18 protein-coding genes, 5 tRNA genes, 1 pseudogene and 1 riboswitch are annotated in these 19,174 nt (G+C 54.0%); of the genes and pseudogenes, 16 read left to right on the top strand and 8 right to left on the bottom strand.

Features of this window, described 5'->3' with window-relative positions:
• Positions 1–57: 57 nt before the first annotated feature.
• A riboswitch (FMN riboswitch) is annotated at positions 58–229 on the bottom strand.
• A 176-nt stretch (positions 230–405) separates the two neighbouring features.
• From ltaE to mgtE, 9 genes are all read left to right on the top strand, one after another.
• Positions 406–1,410: a low-specificity L-threonine aldolase gene (gene ltaE / locus RHM56_RS16415; RefSeq protein ID WP_322233946.1), complete on the top strand. Its 1,005-nt coding sequence runs from the start codon at positions 406–408 to the stop codon at positions 1,408–1,410.
• 146 nt (positions 1,411–1,556) lie between these two features.
• Positions 1,557–4,175: an alanine--tRNA ligase gene (gene alaS / locus RHM56_RS16410; protein ID WP_322233944.1), complete on the top strand. Its 2,619-nt coding sequence runs from the start codon at positions 1,557–1,559 to the stop codon at positions 4,173–4,175.
• 83 nt (positions 4,176–4,258) lie between these two features.
• Entirely contained in the window at positions 4,259–5,494 is a 1,236-nt protein-coding gene (locus RHM56_RS16405) for an aspartate kinase (RefSeq protein WP_322233943.1), read from the top strand.
• Positions 5,495–5,682: 188 nt separating this feature from the next.
• Positions 5,683–5,871 (top strand): carbon storage regulator CsrA, encoded by a 189-nt coding sequence (gene csrA / locus RHM56_RS16400; RefSeq protein ID WP_003175645.1) that lies wholly within the window; start codon positions 5,683–5,685, stop codon positions 5,869–5,871.
• A 61-nt stretch (positions 5,872–5,932) separates the two neighbouring features.
• Positions 5,933–6,023, top strand: a tRNA-Ser gene (locus RHM56_RS16395).
• A gap of 107 nt (positions 6,024–6,130) precedes the next feature.
• Positions 6,131–6,207 (top strand) — tRNA-Arg (locus tag RHM56_RS16390).
• Positions 6,208–6,278: 71 nt separating this feature from the next.
• Positions 6,279–6,355: transfer RNA gene (locus RHM56_RS16385), tRNA-Arg, on the top strand.
• A gap of 70 nt (positions 6,356–6,425) precedes the next feature.
• Positions 6,426–6,502, top strand: a tRNA-Arg gene (locus tag RHM56_RS16380).
• 545 nt (positions 6,503–7,047) lie between these two features.
• Entirely contained in the window at positions 7,048–8,490 is a 1,443-nt protein-coding gene (mgtE, locus tag RHM56_RS16375) for a magnesium transporter (RefSeq protein ID WP_322233941.1), read from the top strand.
• 122 nt (positions 8,491–8,612) lie between these two features.
• Here mgtE and RHM56_RS16370 read toward each other — a convergent pair whose 3' ends face one another.
• On the bottom strand, positions 8,613–8,939 hold the full coding sequence (locus RHM56_RS16370; protein ID WP_019411080.1) for an Arc family DNA-binding protein: 327 nt from the start codon (positions 8,937–8,939) through the stop codon (positions 8,613–8,615).
• A 363-nt stretch (positions 8,940–9,302) separates the two neighbouring features.
• Between RHM56_RS16370 and phnN the strand changes: the two genes are divergently transcribed.
• Positions 9,303–9,887 (top strand): phosphonate metabolism protein/1,5-bisphosphokinase (PRPP-forming) PhnN, encoded by a 585-nt coding sequence (phnN, locus tag RHM56_RS16365; RefSeq protein ID WP_322233937.1) that lies wholly within the window; start codon positions 9,303–9,305, stop codon positions 9,885–9,887.
• Here the strand turns inward: phnN and RHM56_RS16360 are convergent.
• The 4 genes from RHM56_RS16360 to RHM56_RS16345 all read right to left on the bottom strand — a co-directional run bounded on the left by RHM56_RS16360 (position 9,879) and on the right by RHM56_RS16345 (position 12,905).
• Positions 9,879–10,055 carry a PA3371 family protein gene (locus RHM56_RS16360; protein WP_322233935.1) on the bottom strand — a complete coding sequence of 59 codons (177 nt, stop codon included), beginning with the start codon at positions 10,053–10,055 and terminating at the stop codon, positions 9,879–9,881. The two genes, phnN and RHM56_RS16360, sit on opposite strands and share 9 nt — an antisense overlap.
• Positions 10,056–10,071: 16 nt before the next feature.
• Positions 10,072–10,305: a hypothetical protein gene (locus RHM56_RS16355; RefSeq protein WP_322233933.1), complete on the bottom strand. Its 234-nt coding sequence runs from the start codon at positions 10,303–10,305 to the stop codon at positions 10,072–10,074.
• Between the two features lie 273 nt (positions 10,306–10,578).
• Positions 10,579–11,307: an aspartate/glutamate racemase family protein gene (locus RHM56_RS16350; RefSeq protein ID WP_019411085.1), complete on the bottom strand. Its 729-nt coding sequence runs from the start codon at positions 11,305–11,307 to the stop codon at positions 10,579–10,581.
• 59 nt (positions 11,308–11,366) lie between these two features.
• Positions 11,367–12,905: an NCS1 family nucleobase:cation symporter-1 gene (locus RHM56_RS16345; protein WP_322233931.1), complete on the bottom strand. Its 1,539-nt coding sequence runs from the start codon at positions 12,903–12,905 to the stop codon at positions 11,367–11,369.
• Between the two features lie 794 nt (positions 12,906–13,699).
• Here RHM56_RS16345 and RHM56_RS16340 point away from each other — a divergent pair.
• The 3 genes from RHM56_RS16340 to RHM56_RS16330 all read left to right on the top strand — a co-directional run bounded on the left by RHM56_RS16340 (position 13,700) and on the right by RHM56_RS16330 (position 14,761).
• Positions 13,700–13,776, top strand: a tRNA-Arg gene (locus RHM56_RS16340).
• Positions 13,777–13,955: 179 nt separating this feature from the next.
• Positions 13,956–14,141 (top strand): hypothetical protein, encoded by a 186-nt coding sequence (locus RHM56_RS16335; protein WP_322233929.1) that lies wholly within the window; start codon positions 13,956–13,958, stop codon positions 14,139–14,141.
• A gap of 62 nt (positions 14,142–14,203) precedes the next feature.
• A complete protein-coding gene (locus RHM56_RS16330; protein ID WP_322233928.1) occupies positions 14,204–14,761 on the top strand; it encodes a hypothetical protein in 558 nt (185 codons plus the stop codon).
• Between the two features lie 128 nt (positions 14,762–14,889).
• Here the strand turns inward: RHM56_RS16330 and RHM56_RS16325 are convergent.
• Positions 14,890–15,146, bottom strand: a pseudogene (locus RHM56_RS16325) (recombinase family protein); the annotation flags it as partial.
• Between the two features lie 443 nt (positions 15,147–15,589).
• Between RHM56_RS16325 and RHM56_RS16320 the strand changes: the two are divergent.
• Together RHM56_RS16320 and RHM56_RS16315 are read left to right on the top strand one after the other, a co-directional pair.
• Positions 15,590–16,126, top strand: a complete 537-nt coding sequence (locus RHM56_RS16320) for a hypothetical protein (RefSeq protein ID WP_322233925.1) — start codon at positions 15,590–15,592, stop codon at positions 16,124–16,126.
• Between the two features lie 67 nt (positions 16,127–16,193).
• Positions 16,194–16,865, top strand: a complete 672-nt coding sequence (locus tag RHM56_RS16315; protein ID WP_322233923.1) for a hypothetical protein — start codon at positions 16,194–16,196, stop codon at positions 16,863–16,865.
• 136 nt (positions 16,866–17,001) lie between these two features.
• On the opposite strand, the gene RHM56_RS16310 is transcribed toward RHM56_RS16315, so the two are convergent.
• Positions 17,002–17,571, bottom strand: coding sequence for a recombinase family protein (locus tag RHM56_RS16310; protein WP_322233922.1), 570 nt, complete (start codon positions 17,569–17,571; stop codon positions 17,002–17,004).
• 575 nt (positions 17,572–18,146) lie between these two features.
• Here RHM56_RS16310 and RHM56_RS16305 point away from each other — a divergent pair.
• Complete coding sequence (locus RHM56_RS16305; RefSeq protein ID WP_322233921.1) at positions 18,147–18,734, top strand: hypothetical protein; 588 nt, start codon at positions 18,147–18,149, stop codon at positions 18,732–18,734.
• Positions 18,735–18,789: 55 nt separating this feature from the next.
• On the opposite strand, the gene RHM56_RS16300 is transcribed toward RHM56_RS16305, so the two are convergent.
• Positions 18,790–19,107: a helix-turn-helix transcriptional regulator gene (locus tag RHM56_RS16300; RefSeq protein WP_322233920.1), complete on the bottom strand. Its 318-nt coding sequence runs from the start codon at positions 19,105–19,107 to the stop codon at positions 18,790–18,792.
• Positions 19,108–19,174 lie beyond the last annotated feature (67 nt).

Here is a 19,174-nt window from a genome sequence, read left to right as displayed (position 1 = left end):
GAAGGTGGGCACCGTGAACGGTACATGCCTGCCTGGTTGACGGCCCTTTGGCGCCAATCCCGTTCTCTCTTCATCCGGACTATGACCGTCGGCCTCGGAATCACACCGAGTCTGCTGACCTTGCCACCTCTTCAGCTAAACGCTGTCGTAAGTACCAAGCGCTCGCGGGCTATGCGCGTTGCGCGCAATTACCGCCGGTGGGGAGTTGCACCCCGCCCTGAGAACGTTGCCACCAGCATTTCTGGCGGCGGACATTTTGTATCACATATGTTTCAAAGATGCATCGCTGCTTTTTGCTAATAGCCATCGTTTTTTTCGATGCCGGTATGCGGGTATTCTTGTCCGACAGGGACATTCCCGATGAGTATCCCGAGGTGCTCATCTCACATGGCTGAGGATTTTTACATGACGGTTATTGATCTGCGCAGTGACACCGTGACCCAACCCAGTGTCGGTATGCGTGAGGCCATGGCGAGTGCTGCGTTGGGGGACGATGTTTATGGTGAAGATCCTACCGTGAACAAGCTGGAGTCCGAGATGGCCTTGCGCCTGGGCTTTGCCAAGGCGCTGTTTGTGCCCACCGGAACCATGAGCAATCTGCTGGCGTTGATGGCGCATTGTGGGCGCGGCGATGAATACATCGTCGGGCAGAAGGCGCACACCTATATGTACGAGGGCGGCGGTGCAGCGGTGTTGGGGTCTATTCAGCCACAGCCGCTGGACGTGCAAGCCGATGGCAGTCTGGATCTGCAACAGGTCGCTGCCGCGATCAAACCTGACGACTTTCACTTCGCCCGCACTCGCTTGCTGGCGCTGGAAAACACCATGCAGGGTAAGGTCTTGTCGGCCGAATACCTGGCCGCCGCCAGTCGACTGACTCGTGAGCATGGCCTGGCCTTGCACCTTGATGGCGCGCGGTTGTACAACGCGGCGGTCAAACAGGGTGTCGATGCGGGCGACATTACCCGGCATTTCGACTCGGTCTCGGTGTGCCTTTCCAAAGGCCTGGGCGCGCCTGTGGGCTCGGTGCTGTGCGGCACCGCAGACCTGATTGGCAAGGCCCGGCGCTTGCGCAAAATGCTCGGCGGCGGCATGCGTCAGGCGGGGCAACTGGCAGCGGCAGGCCTGTACGCGCTAGACAACCAGGTCGAGCGTCTGGCCGATGATCATGCCAATGCCCAGTTGCTGGTCGAAGGCCTGCGCGCTGCCGGCTATGAGGTTGAGCCGGTGCAGACCAATATGGTGTACGCGCAGGTGAACGGGAGGGCCGAGGCGCTCAAACACTTTGCAGCAGAGCGCGGGATCAAGATCAGTGCGGCACCGCGCTTGCGTCTGGTGACGCACATGGACGTCAGTCGCAGCCAGATCGAGCAAACCATCGAGGTTTTCAGCGCCTTTTCCCATCAATAAGCTTGCAATCCGTCCAATTGCTTGCCGCTATCGTATAAACACGCTGTACCCGAGGCGAAGGGCCGATATAATGCGGCCCTTTGCGAGTCGCACTGTCGATTGACGTGATTTACTTGCCTCTGGCCGCAGCCTCCGTGGAAGAACCTATGAAAAGCGCAGAAATCCGTGAAGCCTTCCTTCGCTTCTTCGAGGAGCAAGGTCACACCCGTGTCCCTTCCAGCTCCTTGGTCCCGAATAACGACCCGACCCTGCTGTTCACTAACGCGGGGATGAACCAGTTCAAGGACTGCTTCCTGGGTCAAGAAAAACGTGCTTACACCCGAGCGACCAGCAGCCAGAAGTGCGTGCGAGCCGGTGGTAAGAACAGCGACCTGGAAAACGTCGGTTACACCGCACGTCACCACACGTTCTTTGAAATGCTCGGCAACTTCAGCTTTGGCGATTATTTCAAGAAAGACGCGATCAACTTCGCCTGGACTTTCCTGACCGGCGTTTTGAAACTGCCGAAAGACAAGCTCTGGGTGACGGTTTACGCCAGCGATGACGAAGCCTATGACATCTGGACCCAACAAGTGGGCGTGCCTGCCGAGCGCATGATCCGCATTGGCGACAACAAAGGTGCTCCGTACGCGTCGGACAACTTCTGGACCATGGGCGATACCGGCCCGTGCGGCCCGTGCACCGAGATTTTCTATGACCATGGCCCGGACATCTGGGGCGGCCCGCCGGGCTCGCCAGATGAAGACGGTGACCGTTACATCGAAATCTGGAACAACGTATTCATGCAGTTCAACCGCACCGCCGATGGCGTGTTGCATCCGTTGCCAGCGCCGTCGGTAGACACCGGCATGGGCCTGGAACGGATCAGTGCGGTGATGCAGCACGTGAACTCCAACTACGATATCGACCTGTTCCAGAGCCTGTTGACCGCCGCCGCTCAAGCCATTGGCTGCAATAACGAAGGCCAGGCATCGCTCAAAGTCGTGGCTGACCACATTCGTTCGTGCAGCTTCCTGATTGCTGACGGCGTGCTGCCTTCCAACGAAGGCCGTGGCTACGTGCTGCGTCGCATCATTCGTCGCGCTTGCCGTCACGGCAACAAGCTGGGTGCTACCGGTAACTTCTTCTACAAGATCGTCGCGGCGCTGGTTGCCGAGATGGGTGCAAGCTTCCCGGAACTGGTGCGTGAGCAGGCCAACATTGAGCGTGTACTCAAGGCTGAAGAAGAGCAGTTCTCCAAGACCCTGGAGCAGGGCCTGAAAATCCTCGAGCAGGATCTGGCTGAGCTCAAAGGCACTGTGGTGCCGGGCGACGTCGTGTTCAAGCTATATGACACGTATGGTTTCCCGATGGACCTGACCGCTGACATCGCCCGCGAGCGCAACCTGACTGTGGACGAAGAAGGCTTCGAACGCGAGATGGAAGCTCAGCGTGTGCGTGCACGTTCGGCCAGCTCGTTCGGTCTGGACTACAACACGTTGGTCAAAGTTGACGTGCCAACCGAGTTCGTCGGCTACAACGCGACCCACAGCTCGGCCAAAGTGATTGCCCTCTATAAAGAAGGCCAGTCCGTTGCCACCCTGAATGAAGGCGACGAGGGCGTAGTGGTTCTCGACCAGACGCCTTTCTATGCAGAGTCCGGCGGTCAAGTGGGTGATTGCGGTTACCTGCAAGCCGGCGCCGCGCGCTTTGACGTGCGTGACACCACCAAAACCGGCGGTGCGTTCCTGCACCACGGCGTGGTGGCCGCGGGCGGTCTCAAGGTCGGCGAAACCGTTGAAGCTCAGGTAGATGGCGATGTGCGTCATGCCACCTCGCTGAACCACTCGGCGACTCACTTGCTGCACGCCGCCTTGCGCCAGGTGCTGGGCGAGCATGTTCAGCAGAAGGGTTCTCTGGTCGACAGTCAGCGCATGCGCTTCGACTTCAGCCACTTCGAAGCCATCAAGCCTGAGCAGATCAAGGCGCTGGAAGACATCGTCAACACCGAAATTCGCAAGAACACCCCGGTCGAGACTGAAGAAACCGATATCGAAACCGCCAAGCAAAAAGGCGCCATGGCGCTGTTTGGCGAGAAGTACGGCGACAACGTGCGCGTGCTGAGCATGGGCGGCGATTTCTCGGTGGAGCTGTGTGGTGGTATCCATGCCAAGCGCACCGGTGACATCGGCCTGATGAAAATCACCAGCGAAGGCGGTGTGGCGTCGGGTATTCGTCGTATTGAAGCGGTCACGGGCGCAGCCGCGCTGGCTTACCTGAACGCCGCTGAAGAGCAGCTCAAGGAAGCCGCGAGCCTGGTCAAGGGGTCGCGTGACAACCTGGTCGACAAACTGTCGGCTGTGCTGGAGCGTAACCGCCAACTGGAAAAACAACTGGAACAATTGCAGGCCAAGGCCGCAAGCGCTGCGGGCGATGATCTGTCATCGTCGGCGGTGGATATAAAAGGCGTGAAAGTGTTGGCCGCTCGCCTGGACGGTCAAGATGGCAAGGCGCTATTGGCGCTGGTAGATCAGCTGAAGAACAAGCTCGGCCGTGCGGTGATCCTGCTCGGCAGTGTTCATGAAGATAAGGTCGTACTGGTTGCAGGCGTAACCAAAGACCTGACTGGCCAACTCAAAGCCGGTGATTTGATGAAGCAGGCCGCTGCGGCAGTGGGCGGGAAGGGCGGTGGTCGTCCGGACATGGCGCAAGGCGGTGGTGTTGACGCTGCTGCCCTGGACGCCGCGTTGGCCCTGACTGTGCCCTTCGTTGAACAGGGTATCTGAGGTCCAGTACGCGCCATCGTCTAGTGATGGCGCGTCGTTTGAATGATAAATGGGCGCCCTTTATGGGCTGAGGCTGCTTTGAAATGGCTTTGATCGTACAGAAATTCGGAGGCACCTCGGTCGGCACTGTCGAAAGAATCGAGCAGGTCGCCGATAAAGTTAAGAAGTTCCGTGAAGCTGGCCACGACTTGGTGATTGTGCTGTCTGCGATGAGCGGCGAGACCAATCGTTTGATTGAGCTGGCTAAACAGATCAGCGATCAGCCGTTGCCCCGTGAGCTGGATGTGATTGTGTCCACCGGCGAGCAAGTGACGATTGGCCTGCTGTCGATGGCGCTGAACAAACGCGGTGTGCCTGCGGTGTCCTACACCGGTAGCCAGGTGCGCATTCTGACGGACAGTTCGCACACCAAAGCCCGCATCCTGAAAATTGATGACCAGAAGATTCGCGCCGACCTCAAGGCTGGTCGCGTGGTTGTGGTTGCAGGCTTTCAGGGCGTGGATGAAGGCGGCAACATCACCACCTTGGGCCGTGGCGGCTCGGACACGACCGGCGTGGCACTGGCAGCAGCCTTGAAGGCTGATGAGTGCCAGATCTACACCGATGTTGACGGTGTCTACACCACCGACCCGCGGGTTGTGGCGAAGGCTCAGCGTCTGGAAAAGATCACCTTCGAAGAAATGCTGGAAATGGCCAGCCTGGGCTCCAAAGTGTTGCAGATCCGCGCTGTCGAGTTTGCAGGCAAGTACAACGTTCCGCTGCGCGTATTGCACAGCTTCAAAGAGGGTCCGGGCACCCTCATTACTATTGATGAAGAGGAATCCATGGAACAGCCGATCATTTCTGGCATCGCTTTCAACCGCGACGAAGCCAAGCTGACCATCCGTGGCGTGCCAGACACCCCGGGCGTGGCGTTCAAGATCCTGGGCCCGATCAGCGCGGCCAACATTGAAGTCGACATGATCGTGCAGAACGTTGCGCACGATAACACCACCGACTTCACCTTCACGGTGCACCGCAACGACTACCAGGCTGCTTCTCAGGTCCTGGAAAACACCTCGCGCGAGATTGGCGCGCGTGAAGTGGTGGGCGATACCAACATTGCCAAGGTGTCGATTGTCGGCGTGGGCATGCGCTCTCATGCGGGTGTTGCCAGCCGCATGTTTGAATCGCTGGCCAAAGAGAACATCAACATCCTGATGATCTCGACCTCCGAGATCAAAGTCTCGGTAGTGATCGAAGAGAAGTACCTGGAGCTGGCTGTGCGCTCCCTGCACACCGCTTTTGAATTGGATGCACCTGCCCGTCAGGGTGAGTAAAGATTTGCCCAGAGGGCGCGGTTGATCCGCGCCCTTTGTTTTTTTGATTGGTGTGACCGAAAACTTTAACTTTTGTCATGTTGGTCAATACTAAGGGCGCAGGGCCGATATAGCTGTTTAGCTAGTAGGCCCAAGCCCTTTTTTTTTGCAGACTGTTGTCCCTGAAATGAAAGCGTGAGGAGAAACGTATGCTGATTCTGACTCGCCGGTGCGCAGAAAGCCTGATCATAGGCGATGGTGAAATTACTGTGACCGTGCTCGGCGTCAAAGGAAACCAAGTGCGAATTGGCGTGAATGCGCCCAAGGAAGTGGCCGTTCACCGCGAGGAAATCTACCTGCGGATCAAGAAGGAAAAGGACGAAGAACCAAGTCTTTAATTTTATTTAAGTTTTTGGTTGCATACGGGGAAAAGGCTGGTTATTATACGCCCCGTGTTGCGGAGAGGTGGCCGAGTGGCCGAAGGCGCTCCCCTGCTAAGGGAGTACATCTCAAAAGGGTGTCGGGGGTTCGAATCCCCCCTTCTCCGCCATTATTCATGTAGCACGTTCGAATCTAGCCATTTCAGTAAGTTGTTGAATTTATTGAAAAAAACACTTGGCAGAGAGATTCAACGGTCTATAATACGCAGCTTCAAATGCACTCGTAGCTCAGCTGGATAGAGTACTCGGCTACGAACCGAGCGGTCACAGGTTCGAATCCTGTCGAGTGCACCATTTAAGAGTTAGTTGCTTCGGTAGTTAACTTTGCTTCAACCAGCGGTGGTCTGGTCTAACAAACACAACTTGCACTCGTAGCTCAGCTGGATAGAGTACTCGGCTACGAACCGAGCGGTCACAGGTTCGAATCCTGTCGAGTGCACCATTTAAGAGTTAGTTGCTTCGGCAGTTAACTTTGCTTCAACCAGGGTGGTCTGGTCTAACAAACACAACTTGCACTCGTAGCTCAGCTGGATAGAGTACTCGGCTACGAACCGAGCGGTCACAGGTTCGAATCCTGTCGAGTGCACCAAACACCAAAAAGCCCGCATTTTATGCGGGCTTTTTGCTGTCTGCAATTTGAGTAATTTTGAGTTGAGCAGGCCAACAGCAACGTTTTGTCATGCGCCGGACTTATCACCTGTTTATCTTGAGCTCCACCCAGCCACTGTGCTCAGGAATTTACTGGGGAGGGCGCGGTCTAGTGTTGGAGCTGCCGAAGGCTGCGATCTTTTGATCTGACGTAAAAAATCAAAAAAACACAGCCTTCGATAGCTCCCGCAGGAGAAAGTGAGACGCGCTGATTATCCTGAAAGGTGTGTTCTCTTCAGGTCACAAAGCGTCGCAGATTCATCGTCACCAGCAAACGTTGGCGGAGTCTCGCAAGCGTTTGTAATGCCCAAGATTTATAGCGTCATTAATTTTTAAGCCGTGTATGATGCGCCCGTCAGCCCCGCCGGGGCTTGTGGAAACCCTCCATGGACTTACCCAGTAGTAGCTCAGCATCCCGCTTTTCCAATCATGAATTGACTGATTGATCCTTCCGGCGTGCCCTGCTGCTGGGAGTGGAGTTCGCCTATGACCGAAGTTGAAGTAAAGAAAACGCAAGACAGCCTGCAAAGCCGCCTCGCTCAAGTTATTGAGCTGCTTAATCGCCAGCGTGTGGTCGAAGACCTGACTCATCGTCAGGAAGGCCATCACCAGGACCGGGTCGAGAGCCTGGTTCACCGCCAAAATCTTGTTGATCTCCAGCGCAAGCTGGAAGACCTGCACTCCGCAGACGTTGCCTACATTCTGGAAGCTTTACCGCTGGACGACCGTCTGACGGTTTGGCAGCTGGTCAAGGCTGATCGTGATGGCGACATCCTGCTGGAAGTGTCTGACTCCGTGCGTGAAACCCTGATCGCCGACATGGACGATCACGAACTCCTGGCTGCGGCCAAGGAGATGGACGCCGACGAACTTGCTGACCTGGCCCCTGAGCTGCCGCGAGACGTCATCCACGAGCTGATGGAGACCCTTGATGGCCAGCAGCGTGAGCGCGTTCGCTCCGCGTTGTCCTATAACGAGGATCAAGTCGGCGCACTGATGGACTTTGAGATGGTGACGATCCGCGAGGACGTCAGTCTTGAAGTGGTCTTGCGTTACCTGCGTCGTCTCAAAGAATTGCCCGGGCATACCGACAAACTGTTTGTGGTCGATTACGACGGTGTGCTCAAGGGCGTGCTGCCGATCAAGCGCTTGCTGGTCAATGACCCTGAAAAACAAGTTGCAGATGTCATGGCCAACGATCCGGTGAGTTTCCACCCGGACGAAGACGCCTACGATGCGGCTCAGGCGTTTGAGCGTTATGACTTGATCTCGGCGCCGGTAGTCGACAAAAACGGCAAGCTGATCGGCCGTTTGACCATCGACGAAATGGTCGACCTGATTCGTGAGGAAAGCGAAAGCGAAGTCCTCAACATGGCGGGTCTGCGCGAAGAAGAAGACATCTTTGCCTCGGTCTGGAAATCCCTGCGTAACCGTTGGGCCTGGCTGGCAGTCAACCTGGTCACCGCGTTCATTGCTTCGCGGGTTATCGGCCTGTTTGAAGGCTCGATTGAGAAACTGGTAGCCCTCGCAGCCCTGATGCCCATTGTGGCCGGGATTGGCGGCAACTCCGGCAACCAGACCATCACCATGATTGTGCGCGCCATGGCGCTGGACCAAGTCAACACCGGAAGCACCTCGCGCCTGATGCGCAAAGAGCTGGCGGTTGCCTTGATCAACGGCGTGGTGTGGGGTGGGGTCATCGGTATCGTTGCTTACTTGCTGTATGGCAGTTGGTCGCTGGGGGTGGTGATGACCGCTGCCATGACGCTTAACTTGCTGCTGGCCGCGTTGATGGGGGTTTTGATCCCCATGACCCTGGCCCGGATGGGACGCGATCCGGCCATGGGAGCGAGTGTGATGATTACCGCCATGACCGACAGTGGCGGGTTCTTCATCTTCCTCGGTCTGGCAACCATCTTCCTGCTTTGACCGCTAACGGCCTGATCAGACATCTGTTTGATCGGGCCGTTTTTGCATCAGCGCTCCGAGCGCCTGAAAAACGCCCATAAAAAAAGCCAGCGCAGTGCTGGCTTTTCAATGCCTGGTTTAAATCAAGAGGCGTCGGATGTTACTTCAACATCGTGAGCAATCAGAGAAACCAGAGCGTTTTGTTGGCGGTGAGAGAGCTGGCGGAAGCGTTGCAGCAATTCGCGTTCGTTCAGGGAAAGCTCAGGGCTGTCCAGACGCATGGTGAGTTCTTCACCCAGCGCGCCTTCTTGTATGAGGCTTTGTTCCAGTCGAGCAATGATTTCTGAGTTCATGCTGCGATGGTGATTGCGAGCCACTTCGGCAATGCGTTCACGCATTCCGTCTGGCAGGCGTACGACGAACTTGTCAGCCGTACGGCTTGAGTAAATTGCCTGTTTCAATGGGCGCATTATAGTCAACCGGTTAGTTCAGGGGAGCGGTTCTTGGAAATTGGTCGCAAGATGTGGTTTAAGACCAGCCTTATGACCAAATGTTCAACCTGAATTGCGAAGAGGCGCGCATCATGCCTCAAATCTGCCACTTCCCTGGCGTCAATTCTGTGACAAATATTGAACCTGATAAAGGCTATACGCCAGCATCGATTGTCAAAAATGTGCATTTGCCTGCGTAGTTTACAGGCTATCGACTGTTCGAGAAGGAACGGTTATGTGTAAAGGCCACTATTGAGTGCCTTGAATGCTTATTAGCAGACCCTTTATTTGATGGCTGCCCCTGCGGTGAGTTCATTTTTTGCATTCCGGGAGATCCACAGAGTGTCAGGCAAGTTGATCTATTTGATGGGACCTTCAGGCTCAGGCAAAGACAGCCTGATCGAAGCGGTACGCCCATATCTGGCAGCCCGCGGGTGTGAGGTCATGCGCCGAGTCATTACCCGCTCTGCCGAAGCGGTGGGTGAAGATGCCATCGGTGTTTCACAACAGGACTTTCAGTCGCTCAAGGCCCAAAGTGCCTTTGCCCTGGACTGGCAAGCGAATGGCCTGGAGTACGGCATTAAGGTGCAACTCGATGATTGGCTCAAGGCCGGGCGCAGCGTGCTGGTCAACGGCTCAAGAGGGCATCTGAAGCGTGCGCGTGAACGTTACCCGGACTTACTGGCAATCATGTTGCGTGTTGATACCCACGTATTGCAGCAGCGCTTGCAGGCACGTGGCCGAGAGACCCCGGTTGAAATCAGCGCCAGGCTTGCGCGCAATGAACTGTTTCTTGATTCAGTCGACGCGCTGCGCGCACAAGGCGTGCACCTGCTCGATAATTCGGCCGCATTGTCGGTAGGGGTTCAAAGTTTGTTAGCGCTTATCGATGCGGGTATCGGTGCAGGTGTTGCAGCCTCAGCGTAACTGCGGGTCAAACTTGATCCGCCGGCCGAGGACCAAGGCAATCAGCCATCCGATGAAAAACAACGCTGCCGCAACACGCGGCGCATGACCCAGTTCGCCCTGAGTGAACACCTCAAGGGCCAGGCTCAGTAGCGCCAACATCAGCAAACCGAAAGCAATTTTGGGCATGGAATTCAGACTCTCTTTAAAAGACCCAGTGATCGCCCAGAGTGCTCTCGCTGGCAGTGGCAGTACGTTCGGCCGGTGCGACGCTGTTGGCACGAGTCATGACTGCCAGTTGTGGCAGTGGCTTAAGGGGTTTGGTGTACGTGCTGACGACCTCAACGCTCTGTTCGGCGACGACGGGCTCAGATTGAAAGTGAAAGCCCGCCAAAACAGCCAAGGCGAGAGCATTCAACAGTAAAAGTGTGCTGTTCATCGCAGTCGTCCTTGTCGAGTGAGGTGGATACAGTTAATAGAGCAGGCATCGTGCCAATTCTGGTGAGTGTAAAAATCCATATAAATCAATGGTTTATGTTGTTTGTACGAGGAGTTTTCAGTGCAAATTGCAATGATGGCTTTTTGGTGTAGTGCAAAATGCACGATGCTGGAAAATCCAGGCGGGGAGGGCAGGGAATTACCCTGTAGAGGCTGGTGCAGATTGCGATCTTTTAATGATTAAAAGATCGCAATCTGCGAAGAAAACAACAGGCTACCGTGCAAATTTCGCTGCCCAGCCGCTAATCGCCTTGGGCCGTGGCGTGGCATACGTGCGCACCTTGGACGTCGACAACCCCAGGCGCACCAACGACTCAGCGATGGTCACTGCTGCGCTGACGCCATCAATCACCGGCACCCCGGTACGCTGACGAATCTGCTCATCGAGCCCGGCCATTCCGCCGCAACCCAAACAAATCACTTCGGCCCGGTCCTCACTGACTGCCAGCTCGGCCTGACGCACAATGGCCTCAAGCGCACGCTGGGGGGACGCTTCCAGCTCCAGCACTGCCAGACCACTGGCCCGCACCGACGCACAGCGATCCCATAAACCTGACAAGCGCAGGCGGTCCTCGATCAATGGCACGGTGCGATCCAGCGTGGTGACCACCGAATACGAGCGGCCTAAAAACATCGCCGTACTTGCCGCCGCATCAGTAATGTCCACCACCGGTACATTGAGCAACTCTTGCAAACCCTCGCGCCCATGCTCGCCATACCCGGCCTGAATCACCGCATCGAACGGCTGGTCGTAGGACATGACCTTGTCCATCACCGCGATAGCGGCCAAATAACTCTCAAAATTACCTTCAACCGAATCAGCCCCGAAGTCGGGGGTGAGTCCAATAATTTCGGTGCCAGGTGCGGCGGCGGCCTGCGCTTGTCGAGCAATGGCCTGGGTGATGCTGTCAGTGGTGTTGACGTTGACCACGAGAATTCGCATGCAAGCTCCTAAAGCAAGAAGGTATAAATGCGGCCCGGCACAGGCAGGCCGCTGGAAAATCAGTGGCTCACGTTATCGACGGCAATCGACTCGCCGCTGACGTTGGCGTAATGCGCCTGGCGCTTGGCAAAAATCAGGTACAGCAACGCCGCGATACCCGCACCAATCAACCACGAAAACGGTGAGACAGCCTGAAAGCCCGGCACCAGCGCCAGAATAATTGCGATCAGTGCTGCGGGAATAAACGCCGCGACTGCGCGTAAATTGACTCCCCGTGAGTAGAAATAAGCGCCATTAGGGTCTTCGCTGTACAGCGCCGGCACGTCGATCTGGCCTTTTCGTACAAACCAGTAATCGACCATGATCACCCCGTACAACGGGCCGAGCAGGGCGCCCAGGCCGGACAGGAAATACACAATCACCAGCGGGCTGTTGTAGAGATTCCACGGCAGAATCAGTACCGCAATCGTTGCGCTGATAAGCCCGGCCCGGCGGAACGTCAAGTGCTTGGGCGCCAGGTTGCTCAGCACAAAGGCCGGGGCAACGAAGTTGGCCATGATGTTCACTGCCACCGTCACAATCAGAAACGCCAGACACCCCAGTACCAAAAAGAAAGTATTTGGAATCGAGGCAATGATTTGTGTCGGGCTTTCGATAATCTGCCCGTTGATTTGAAACTGCGCGCCGCACAACAGCACCGTGATCCCGGCGAACACCAGAATATTCACCGGCAAGCCCCAGAAATTGCCGACCTTGATCGTTTTGCAGCACGGCGAAGAACGGGAAAAGTCGCTGAAATTCAGAATCAGCGTGCCATAAATCGCCAGCCACAACGCCCCGCCAGCAAACACATTGCGCCACACTTCGGCTGTGCTCAAAGGCACGCGATTAGACCAGGCAATCGTGCCGTTAGCCTGAAAGTACATCCACGCAGCAAGGCTGATCACAGTCAGCAGAATCACCGGCCCGGCGAATGCTTCATAGCGTCGAACCATTTCCATGCCATAAGCCAGAATCGCCAACTGCACGAACCAGATCGCCACAAAACTCACCCAGCCCAGACTCGACAGACCAAGAATCGAGTCATGGTCATACGCCGCAAAGTCGGGATGCACTGCGATCAACAACACGCGCAGGACCACAGAGGCCAAATACGTCTGAATCCCGAACCAGGCAATCGCGATAACCGCACGTATCAATGCCGGAATCTGCGCCCCATGAATGCCGAAACTGATGCGGCTGATCACCGGAAACGGCACACCGGTTCGCTGACCCATATAGCCGGACAGATTCATAAAGTAAAACACCAGCGCTGCCCCGATCCCGAGCGACAGCAGAATCTGCCAACCATTAAGTCCCAGTGCATACAAACCGATGGCAAACGAATAATTGGCGATGTTGTGCACATCGTTAGTCCACAACGCAAAAATGCTGTAGCGGCCCCATCGTCGACCCTCGGTCTTGGTCGGTGCCAAATCGATGTTATGCAGGCGAGGGCTGAGTGCCAGTGTGGTTGGCGTACCGTCCACCAGCGATTGAGGGGGTGCAACAGAAGAAGGTAAATCCAGAGCGATAGTGCTGGAGAGTCTTGTACGCATGCTGGGCAAGCTCCTGACGCCAAGCCTGCGTGATGACTGTTCATGAGCATGTGCTCGACAAATCTTCGTCACGACAGGCCGGAATCACTGGTTATGAAATCCGCGGCATGCCTGCATTTAAGGAGCAGGCTACGAAACAATGTGTACTTAGTTTTTTGTTGTTTTGTATACAAGTGTCGTGCGGTAGAAAGCGATATTCATGCCAGCCGAAAGATCTTGATCAGTGCGCGTATTTTTGGAAGTGCTTTTACTAATCTAACTATCTGAAAAATAAATCTATTTTTATGATTGTTAAAAAATATGGAATTCAATGCGTGGCCAAAAACCCGAAAGGGTGAGAAGCGTGCTCCTCAGAAAAGCTGTTACTTTTTGATGCAGCGATCCTGCGTTGCACCAGGAAGTGCACCGTTATGTGACAAGTTGTATACGATTTTTTGTCTATAGAAGGAGGAGTTGTCACGGATTCTTGAGGCAGACGAGTAATCAGTAGTCGCTGCCGCAGGCTGCGATAAGGGCCGAAGGATCTTCAAAAGCGAGGTTGCCGCGCAACCCATCGTGGCCTGTAGAGACACCTAAAACCCACTGTGGGAGCCTGGCTTACCAGCGATTGCAGCTGCGCGGTTCAACACAAAAGCCGCATCGCCTGCATCGCTGGCAAGCCAGGCTCCCACACAACCTGTAGCGCTTGCGCTGACACGTAAAAAGCCCACGGACGACATGACAAACCCAAGCGTGCCCGTTACCATGCACGCCGTCCTCTGCGTCACACCGTCAGCGTGTGGCGTACACAATTTGTCTCAGTAGCTCAATTGGATAGAGCATCCCCCTCCTAAGGGGAAGGTTGGCCGTTCGAACCGGCCCTGGGACACCATATAAATAAGGCAGCTCGGGCTGTCTGCGTTGCTAAGCTGGTTTCCGAAGGGGGCAATAAGGGGGCAAAACGCAAGCCTAGGTGCTTGCCGGGCTGCCAGTCGGATGGCTGGCGTTTGATAGCTGGACTAGAGTCCAGTATATTTCCCCTACAGATAGAATCACTGCCAGAGGTTTTTTATGCAGGCCAAGACATTGCGATTTGATGAGTTCCGCGAGAACCAGCGTCTTTCGTATGCTGAGGCTGCTACGCGTATTCACCAGGCAGCCCAAGCTGTATCCCAAGACAGAAAGTCAGCTAAAACCTTCCTCCAGCGGATTGGTATAGTCGATCAAAAAGGCGAGCTCAACGAAGCCTATCGTTGATGTATCAGCTTCTTCCCTCGTTCGTCCTAGGATTTCATGGGTGTGACCGAGAGACAGGCGAGATGGTGCTTTCCGGCAACACTCAACTGAATCCCAGCAAAAACTCATACGACTGGCTCGGCAAAGGCGTTTATTTCTGGGAGAACAATCCAGAGCGAGCGCTGAGCTATGCAACCTTTCTCCGCGATCATGATAAGCGCGCCATAAAGGCGATCAACAATCCGTTTGTCGTTGGAGCTGTGATTGATTTGGGGTTTTGTCTTAACCTCACCGACGAGAATGCTTTGATCCTTGTGCAGCAGGCGCATAGTGATCTTGCATCTATTTCAGCAGATGCTCAAACCGCTATGCCGATCAATGAACCGGGCTTCAAGGGTGATCAGGACTTACTCAAGCGGCACCTCGATTGTGCAGTCTTCGAGACTTTGCATGGGTTGCGTGAGGAAGGGCAGTTGGATCCGTTTGACTCAGTCCGGGCCCCCTTCTGGGAAGGTGATGAGCTCTTTCCTGGAACGCTGTTCCGTCAGAAGACACACATTCAGCTTTGTGTACGCAATCCTAGGCGCATTAAAGGTTATTTTCGGCCATTAGGTGAGGACGGTAGCCCGCTTCAGCCATGATCGTAGTCACCCTTTTCTCGAGCGTTGGCTTTGTGGTGTTTCTCTGCTTGACGCATAGGCTTAAGGTTTGCCGGGAAAGTGGGTGTGGAAGGTTTTTGCCTGTGCGTGCCATTCGCTACAGGGCGTTCTCACTCAAGCCAGCCCTCAGGCACTGACTGTCCCTCATCGATCAGCCGTCGCGCATGGTCTAACTGCTCAGAAGTCAGATAGGCTTTGGCCCAAATCGAACTCCTTTAACTTTAGCATCAGATCGGCCAGCACTGGTGCGCTCACCAATAAGGTGTCGCTCGAAGTCGGCCATCCCTGCGATGATCGTCAACACCATTAGCCCTTCTGGTGAAGTTGTGTCAGCCCATGGCTCAGCAAGCGACCGCACGCCTGCCCCTGGGTAGATACCCGAGCGTATCCAATCTGCTGTCCTGCATTTTCCATGGGGCACCTGTCGCATTAGTCGTCGCGGGTAGGCTAGCGCCTGCGACTGACTTATGCGACAGTCAGAAGCCCGCAGAACCTGATCAGGTGCCTGAGTAACATAACTCAGGAGTAGCGCGACAACTGTGGGGTGGTGAAACCGGAAGCCAGAATGTGTAGACAACTCCTGTCGCACTTCCCATTCTTGGAGTCTCAGTTGCAGAATGGATTTTATAGTCTGAACAAGGGTTTATGCATTGGTTTGGATAGTTGTCCTGCATTATTTTGGGTATTATTCGACAGCGATGTCGTCTAATTAGTTGTCAGGCCACGTTGAAATGCAATGCTGCCTGCGGCAGTTTGCTTCGCTCGTTCATGTCTGCGTTGCTCAGCCTTTAACCAAACATTCGGCATATTATGAAATATCTACCCGGTCTTGGAAAAATAGCTGAAGAAAGCTTGGAAATGGTTTCATTGGCTAACACGTTATTTGTAAGCTGTGATAGCCAAAAAACGCTATCCACACATCCGTATACAGAAAAATTCATCTTCCAAAACGGCCATAAATTAATAATAGAAAAGCTTCTCTCCATAGCCATCAAAATGAGATTTCTAGACGATCAGTGCCAATTGCTAAACGAGTATGATCGTAAAAATAGCGGCAGAGTCAGCACTCAAAAAGTAGATGTTGGCCTGCGCGAAGCGTTCAACAAAATAATTCATAGCGGATCTATTGAGATATTTTCCCGGCCTACCAAAGTAACTGTATCGCGAGAATATGGAGATAGTTCGGAGCCTGGTCTCCGCATACCAGAGGGAGTCTATAAAAGCCATTCGATATTTATAGAAGTAAAGGGGGTCAAAGGTGGCGCAGAGTGGACTTTTAATACTGAACTATTTCATCTGTCCAATGAGATATTTCGAGTGATCTCGCACTTCAAGCCTGATGCTTAGCTTTAATATTCCTAACACTATGTATTCAAGCCGTTCGTTTCGCTTGCTCGGGACTTAGAGGGTCAAAATGAGAGCCAGACTATTTGCAATAGCACTGCTGGCCCTGCCGCTGGCAGCACAGGCGCAAACCACAGCGCATGAAATAGAAAGCACTTGTGCGACACAATCCAAAGTGGCCGCCGATATCATGAAAAGGCGATTGGATGGCGAGCCCATAGAAAGCCTTTTGGCGGTATTCCGGCAGGCTGAAAATTTCCCCGGCTCGTTCAGGACGCGCGTTAGAGAAGCTTACCAAGTAGAGGTTGGTTCGGAGGCGGAGAGAGAAGGGAAAATAGAGGCGTTCAGCAAAAAGCACTATTTAGAATGCAAAGCGCATGAGGTTAGCAAGCCTGCAAGGCCCAGCTACACAATAGAGGACTGGCTACAAAATCCCCAAGGCTTCGGCACTGACCCACAGACGATTACGGAAGCAGATCACAATCAGTGCAAGGAGTTGGGTGCGCTCGTGATGGGCGTGGTTAAGATGACGCAAGAAGGTGTCCCGGAGAACATCATTCGGCAGACGCTCGCGGATTCAAATCAACTGCACCTGAACAATGCCATTAAGTACGCCTACTCACTGCAGCAATTTCCCCGGCATATGAGCGATCAAGTTGCGATGCAGTCATCCGAGGCAGCTGTTATGGTATGTTTCCTGAAAAAGGGCGGGGTAATATTTAAGTACGGGGAACAGTTATGAAAGAAAGGCGGCCTGGCTCTGTGGCGCAGTCAGGACATAGGTGCGGACAGGTCAGTCCTGGTCGGATTTACCATAAAGGCCGTTATGGGTAACGCATCACTGGGTTCCTCTCAGTGCTAGATGCAAGAAAACCCACTCAAGCCTTATTCCAATGTCGTTTGATTGTAGCAATGCCTACCCCCAGTTCCGCTGCTGCCTGGGCCTGTGTCATGTCCTTTGCTTTGAGTCGTTGTACTGCTGTTGTAGTGCCAGCAGCCTCTGGTCTACCCAGTTTCTTGCCCGCAGCCTTTGCGCGAATCAAACCTTGCTGGGTACGTTCGATTAGTAAGTCACGCTCAAACTCAGCTACAGCGCCCAGCACTTGCATGGTCATCTTGCCTGCTGCCGATGTCAGGTCTACACCGCCAAGGGCGAGGCAGTGAACGCGGATGCCTGTGACAGCCAGATGCTCGACTGACTGCCGTACATCCATCGCGTTACGTCCTAGACGGTCAAGCTTGGTAACGATCAGCACGTCTCCACTCTCCATACGTTCCAGCAGCTTCTGAAAGCCTGGACGTTCCTTGGCAGCCACACTACCCGAGATGGTTTCCTCAATTACCCGGCCGGGCTGTACGTCGAAGCCGGCGGTCTTGACCTCCTGCACTTGGTTTTCAGTGAACTGGCCTAAGGTCGAGACACGGGCATAAAGGAAAGTGCGGGACATGGGGCCACTCCGTGAGGGATCATTTAACGTGGGATCATAGTATCATGGTGTCGTAAATAAAGAAACCCTATTTAGATGATACCTTTCCAAAGACAGGCTAATAGCATCATTTAACGGTCGTTTGATGAGCCATAGCTGACCTACTGACACCAAGACTTATGGTTGGGTACGGTCGAGTACAAATGGCCCTTTGCTACCACAAAAAGAAGAATGGGTATACGATCCTTAAATCTTTACCGACTGAGCAAAGGAATGTATGGCACAGGTTTCGATTCCATCCGTTGCACATTATCCTCTGGAGGATCAATCAGTCAGGGTTGAACCCACCTTGCTGGCTAACGCGGTTCGCATCCCCCAGAACACTATTTGGACGACGAACATCATGGTTCGATTTATTGTCCTGAATGTGGAGTTATGTGCAGCCGTATGCCACGTAAGCAAGCCAAGCGAATAGACAATGTGGACGCATTCTATTTCCACATACGAGGATTCGACGAGGTGGTGTGCCCACACCGTAAACCGGGTGGAAGTGCCGGTCTCGACGGTACTGGTAAAGAAAAAAAGCGATCAACCTCGTGACTTTCGCAGGCTGGAAGAGCCTGGACGATAATGAACTGACCGAAGACGAAGAGCCGGAACAAGCTTCGACGCATAAACGTGTGGTTCAGGGTGGATCTGCCGGAAATGGACGCGGGGTTGAACTCGTCTTTGATGCAAATGGCGGTTTACTAAACGCAGGTGAGTTCCGCACCGTGCGTAGGCTCGTATTTCTCGCTCAAAAATCACTCGATATATCAGTACAATTTGACGATCAGGACGCAACAAGGCTAGGTGACCTGATTGTGTGGACTGAAAGAGTTGAGAAGAACCCTAGCCGATATATAGGGAAGAGCTTTCTATTTTTTGGCCAACCAACCTCAATTCGGCAGGGGACACATCGGGTTTTCTTCAACTTCCAATCTCACGCACACCAGCTAAGCGGACACTGTGATCCTCGTATATTTGAAAAGCGGGGATGGAAGACCTTTGAGCGCAGCCATTACTACATTTTTTATGGATTGGTTGAAGGAGCCGAAGCACACATGACGGTTCGAATTCTGGAGTCGGGTCAAATTGACCGACTTCCTTTGTCGGCACATGAGCTATTCAATTCATTGCGCTGATTCGCTGTTCTAAAAAAACGGGGTGAACATTGAGCTCTTCACTATGAGTTTACTGCTAGCCACCCCGCGCCTTTCGAATAGCTTTGAGCATGCCCATCAATACTTTGGGGTCTTCGGTTTCATAAATGATGTCGCAAAGCTGATGCCGAAGCTCGCCAGCACCCAATGGTTCTTTGGCTTCAAATTGAAGAAGTGACGCCAGCGAAACACCCAATGCCTTCGCAAGCTGATGCAGCGCATCAAATCCCGGCGAATACTCACCACGTTCAAACCTGCTTATGGTCATCGGTTCATAGTCCAGTGACTCTGCAAGCTGTGCCTGAGTCAACCCCAACGCCTTTCGTAATGCCCTGATCCGTTGGCCGAGAACCATGGACGCATCCCGAGTCATAAACAATCCAAATCAAAAGATTGATGCTCACACCGGAAACCGTCGTCAT

Origin of the sequence: Pseudomonas sp. CCC3.1, from assembly GCF_034347405.1 — a bacterium.
Lineage (GTDB): Bacteria > Pseudomonadota > Gammaproteobacteria > Pseudomonadales > Pseudomonadaceae > Aquipseudomonas.
Note: the sequence above shows the minus strand (reverse complement) of the source record. Positions and strands in the feature narration are given on the sequence as shown.